Below are 4,978 nucleotides of genomic sequence, written 5' to 3' on the forward strand. Positions count from 1 at the left end.
GACCCGGTCCCGGGTTCCGGTTTCCTTTTCGTTTCGGGTTCCGGGTCCCGTCCCGTTCCGTTTCCGTTTCCGGGTTCCGGGGTCCGGTCCGTTCCGGTCCGTCCTTCCCGTCCCGTCCTTCGTTCGGTCCCCGTCCCCCGTACCGTACCCTTCCCCTTCCGGGTCCCGGGTCCCTTCGTCCGGCCCGGAACGGTAACGGGTTCGGGTAGGTACCGGGTCCCGGGTCCGGTTCCGGTCCCGTCCGTCGGTCCGGTCCCGGTCCCGGTCCCGGCCCCGGGACCGGTTACCTTTCCCGTACCCGGACCCCGTCCCGGTTCCGGGTCCGGTCCGGTACCCGGACCCGGCCCGGTCCCGGTTCCGGGTCCCGGTCCCGTACCCCGGGTAACCCCGGTACCCGTCCGTTCGGTAGTACCCTCCCCCGAGAACGCGTCTAGCCCGGCCTGCCCGTCGTCGCCGACTGTGTCCTCGATGTCGTCGGTGGCCTTCTTCAGCTCGGCGAGCTGGCTGGCCATCTCCTTCTCGCGGCGGCGCGAGATCCAGAAGAACGCCTCGTCGCGGGTGTCCTCGGCCATCAGCACGACGACCTTCCCCTCGGCCTGCCGCCCGGTCCGACCCTTGCGCTGGATCGACCGGATCGCGGTCGGCACCGGTTCGTAGAAGCAGACCAGATCGACCTCGGGCACGTCCAGCCCCTCCTCGGCGACGCTCGTGGAGACGAGAACCTCGAACTCGCCGGCCTTGAACGCGTCGAGGGTCTCCTGTTGCTGTTTCTGGCTCATCCCGTCGGAGCCCTCCTTGTCGCCCTGTCCGACGAACTTCCGCACGTCGAAGCTCGCGGAGAGGAACTCCACGAGCGCCTCGGCGGTGTCGCGCGACTCCGTGAAGAGGATGGCGCGTTCGCCGCCGTCGATGCCGAGCGTCTCGGCGAGCAGGATCCGGGCCTTCGAGAACTTCGGGTGGAGGCCGTCGAACGACTCCGCCTTCCGCATCGCCTCGCGCACCTTCGGGTCCGCGACCATCCGCTGGCTCGCCTTCGACGCGCCCGAGGAGCGGGCGGCCTCGCGCTGGCGCTCGAAGTACCGCCGGACGGACTCGACCGACTGCGTCTCGACCAGTTCGGTCGCGCGCCGGAGCTTCATCACCTCGGCGTGGGTGCTCATCCCCTTGTACCCGTCCGACTGGTCGTTGTCCATCATCCGCTTCAGCTGCCCCCGCATCTTGTTGAGGTCCTTCTGCGAGAGGTCAGGGTTCGTCGTGTTCGTCACGCCGAGCGACTTCAGCTTCTCTAACCGATCTGTGATCACCTCGTTGAGCGCGTCCCGAATCGCGAGGACCTCGTCCGGGAGCGTGACCTGCTCCCACCGGACGTCGGTGTCGTGGGTGTACTCGTCGACGTCGGCGTCCTCCTCGGTCATCACCTCGACGTTGACGAGGCCGAGGTTCTCACAGACCGTCTCGATCTCCTCGGTGTCGCCGCCGGGCGAGGCCGACATCCCGGTGACGAGCGGGTCCGCCGCGTCGGCGTGGTAGCGCTCCGCGATGTACACGTACGCGTAGTCGCCGGTCGCGCGGTGGCACTCGTCGAAGGTGAGGTGGGTCACGTCCCGCAGCGAGATCCGGTTGCCGACGAGGTCGTTCTCGACCACCTGCGGGGTCGCGATCACGATCCGGGCGTCCTCCCAGAGCGCGGCGCGGTCGTCCGGTCTCACGTCGCCGGTGAACACGACGATCTCGTCGTCCGGAATCGAAAGCGCCTCGCGGTAGAAGTCCGCGTGCTGTTGGACGAGGGGTTTCGTGGGGGCTAAAAACAGCGACTTCCCGCCCGCCTCGTGGAGCCGCTCGGCGGTGACGAGCAGGCTGACCGCCGTCTTGCCGAGGCCGGTCGGGAGACAAACGAGCGTGTGTTCGTCGGCGGCGGCGTCCGCCAGCTGGAGCTGGTAGCGGCGTCGCTGTAAGAACCCGTCGACGAGCAGGGGTCGGTCGATCCCGGCGGCTTCGGTCGCCATCGGCGACGCTTCGCCGCCGTCGGCCTAAAGCCTTCGCGAAGCGGGGTGAAAGTTATCGGTCGCCGGAACGCTCTTCTCGGAGCTCTTCCGGGACGTCCTCGTCGACCAGCTGCGCCCACTCCGCGAGCCGGTCACCGGATCTCGTCTGCGCGCTCATTACGCGTCGGATCTCCGTGGTACGTATTAACGCTTACCCCTATTCTACACGATTTACTATCGGCTCGGCGCTCTCCTCTCCCGCCCGGCCGCGACTCGCAGTTCTCCATCGCGACTCGCACGCCTTTTACCGCTCACGCGCCACCGACGGGCATGAGCAACCTCGACGAGTTCCTCGCGGGCGAGCGGCTCGACGACGTGGTCTTCTACGTGAGCGACGCGTACCTCGACGACGACTCCCGGCTCCGCAGCGTCGGCACCGAGGTCGACGGGGGCGTCCGGCTGATCCTCGACGGCGAGACCGGCCGGTCCGCGTTCCAGGCCGGCACGGGCATGGGCGCGATGGAGTTCGCGAAGACGGCGATGGGAGCGGAGGGAGAGATCGCGCGCTCGCTCGACGACGGGGCGTGCCCCTTCGCCGCGGAGAACCCCGACGACGACCACGAGATCCGGTTCGTCTTCGCGTTCGCGGAGGCGCAAAACGNGGAGGTCGGCGGGCTCTACGCCGAGGGCGACGTGGTCCACGCGTACGCCCACTGCACCTGCGGCGAGAGCTACTCGCACAAGTGGGTCGTCGGCGACCGCGACGACTGAGCGGTTGCCCTCGTTGCCGCCGGCGACGTGCCGGCTACTCCTCGGGCGCGTCGTCTTCCGGGACCGCGCCCTCGACGAGCGACTGGTCGCCGTACTGCTCGCGGAGGTCCTTCTTCGAGAACTTCCCGGTGGCGGTTTTGGGCACCTCGTCGATGAACTCCACCGCGTCCGGCACCCACCACTTGGGGTACTCCTCGCGGAGCCCGGTCTCGATCCGGTCGACGAGCTCCTCGCGGTCGACGCCCTCGGCCACGACGACGAACGCCACGGGGCGCTCCTGCCAGCGCTCGTGGGGCACGCCGACGACGGCCGCCTCGCTGACGCCGTCGTAGGCCATGATCGCGTTCTCTAACTCGACGCTGGAGATCCACTCGCCGCCCGACTTGATCACGTCTTTCGTCCGGTCGACGAGCTGCATGTAGCCGTCCTCGTCGACGGTGACCACGTCGCCCGTCTTCAGCCACCCGTCGATGAACTCCTCCTCGTTGGCCTCGGGGCGCTTGAAGTACTCCTTCGTGACCCACGGCCCGCGGATGCGGAGCTCGCCGAACTCCTCGCCGTCCCACGCGATCTCCTCGCCGTCCTCGTCGATGACCTCGAACTCCAGTCCGGGGGCGACGAGGCCCTGCTTCGCCCGCTTGTTCACCTGCGTCTCGTAGTCGGCGTCGCGCAGGTCGCTCTTGAGGTGCGAGACGGTCCCGATCGGTGCGATCTCAGTCATCCCCCACGCGTGAAGCACCTCGACGTCGCGGTCGTCGTACCACTCGATCAGCGCCTTCGGCGCGGCCGCGCCGCCGATGATCACGGTGTCGAGCGTCGAGAGGTCCACCTCGTTGCCCCCCTCGATGTACTCGCGGAGGCCGAGCCACACCGTCGGGACGCCCGCGGAGATGGTGACGCCCTCCTCCTCGATCAGCGCCGCGAGGTCGGCAGGGTCCGGCGACGGTCCGGGATAGACGTGTTTCGCGCCCGCGGCGGCCGCGGTGAACGGCATCCCCCACGCGTTGACGTGGAACATGGGCACGACGGGCATGACCACGTCGGAGTCCTTCATCGGGATCCCCTGTGGCGTCTGGGAGGCCATCGTGTGGCTCCACAGCATCGACTGGGTGTATTCGACGCCCTTCGGCTTCCCCGTCGTACCGGAGGTGTAACAGAGCCCGGCGGGCTGGTCGCCGTCGAGGTCGGGCCAGTCGTACTCGGTCGAGTGGTCCGCGATGAACTCCTCGTAGGCGGGGGCGTCGAGCGCGTCGATCCCTTCCGATCCCATCGCGACGAAGTCGACGCCCTCGAACTCGTCCGCGCCCTCCGCGGCGCTCGCGATCTTCTCGGCCAGCGAGGGGTCGACGAAGATGATCTCGTCGTCCGCGTCGTCGACGATGTACTGGATGTGCTCGTCGGGCAGCAGCGGGTTGATCGTGTGGAGCTGCGCGCCGGTGTTCGGGACGCCGAAGTACGTCTCGAAGTGCCGCGTGTGGTTCCAGCAGAACGTCGCGACGCGGTCGCCGCGCTCGATCCCGTGGGCGTCTAAGGCGTTGGCGAGCCGTGCGGTCCGGTCGGCGTACTCGGCGTACGTGTGCCGCGTGCGCCCCTCGTGGGTGCGCGAGACGATCTCGGTGTCCGGGTACAGTCGTTCCGCGCGCCACATGAACGGTCGCAGGGTCTGAGCGTGTCCGCCTGGCATACCTCACACACCACGAGGTCGGGAACTATGAACGTTGTCATGATTGATCGGGAGGGTCCCTCGGGGCGGCGACTTCTACTGATTTTCTCTCAACGATCGGGTTCCGGTCTGAACGTTTTTCGTCCACTCTGACGCCGTCGAATTCTCGACCGCTCAGCTATACATGACTGTTTTCGTCGAGATCGACTTCGTGACTAAGACCGCCGAAGCCCCAGTCGCTCGGCTATACGTGACTGCTTTCATCGAGAGTAACCTCGCGGCCGAGACCGCCTCGCGGCTGGGGCTTCGAGTCCCGCCCCTCCGAAAGACGTTCCTGCTCGCTTCGCTGCGCGGGCTGCGACTTCCGTGCTCCCGCTCGCTTCGCTCGCGGGAACGCACCGCGACAGCACCTCACGCCTCCCCAGCCTCGTCAGTCGCCGTCGCTTCGCTCCGGCGACTGACTCCCTCGCGCGGTGCTGCTTCGCGGCCGCCGGGGGCGGCCGCTCGCAGGCACGCGCCACCGTGAACGCCCCCGTTTCACCTGAACTGACGCCTCCTC

Annotated in this window: 3 protein-coding genes; 1 reads left to right on the forward strand and 2 read right to left on the reverse strand. The window is 68.1% G+C overall.

Features of this window, described 5'->3' with window-relative positions; genetic code table 11:
• Window positions 1–2,006 (reverse strand): helicase-related protein (locus tag BN903_RS11715; protein ID WP_228841093.1); only part of this gene is annotated, 2,006 nt, incomplete at its 3' end.
• Between the two features lie 309 nt (window positions 2,007–2,315).
• Between BN903_RS11715 and BN903_RS11720 the strand changes: the two genes are divergently transcribed.
• Window positions 2,316–2,756, forward strand: a complete 441-nt coding sequence (locus tag BN903_RS11720; RefSeq protein WP_048077900.1) for a DUF5807 family protein — start codon at window positions 2,316–2,318, stop codon at window positions 2,754–2,756.
• A 34-nt stretch (window positions 2,757–2,790) separates the two neighbouring features.
• On the opposite strand, the gene BN903_RS11725 is transcribed toward BN903_RS11720, so the two are convergent.
• On the reverse strand, window positions 2,791–4,440 hold the full coding sequence (locus tag BN903_RS11725; RefSeq protein WP_048077901.1) for a long-chain fatty acid--CoA ligase: 1,650 nt from the start codon (window positions 4,438–4,440) through the stop codon (window positions 2,791–2,793).
• Between the last annotated feature and the right edge of the window lie 538 nt (window positions 4,441–4,978).

The sequence above is a fragment of the Halorubrum sp. AJ67 genome, from assembly GCF_000513435.1.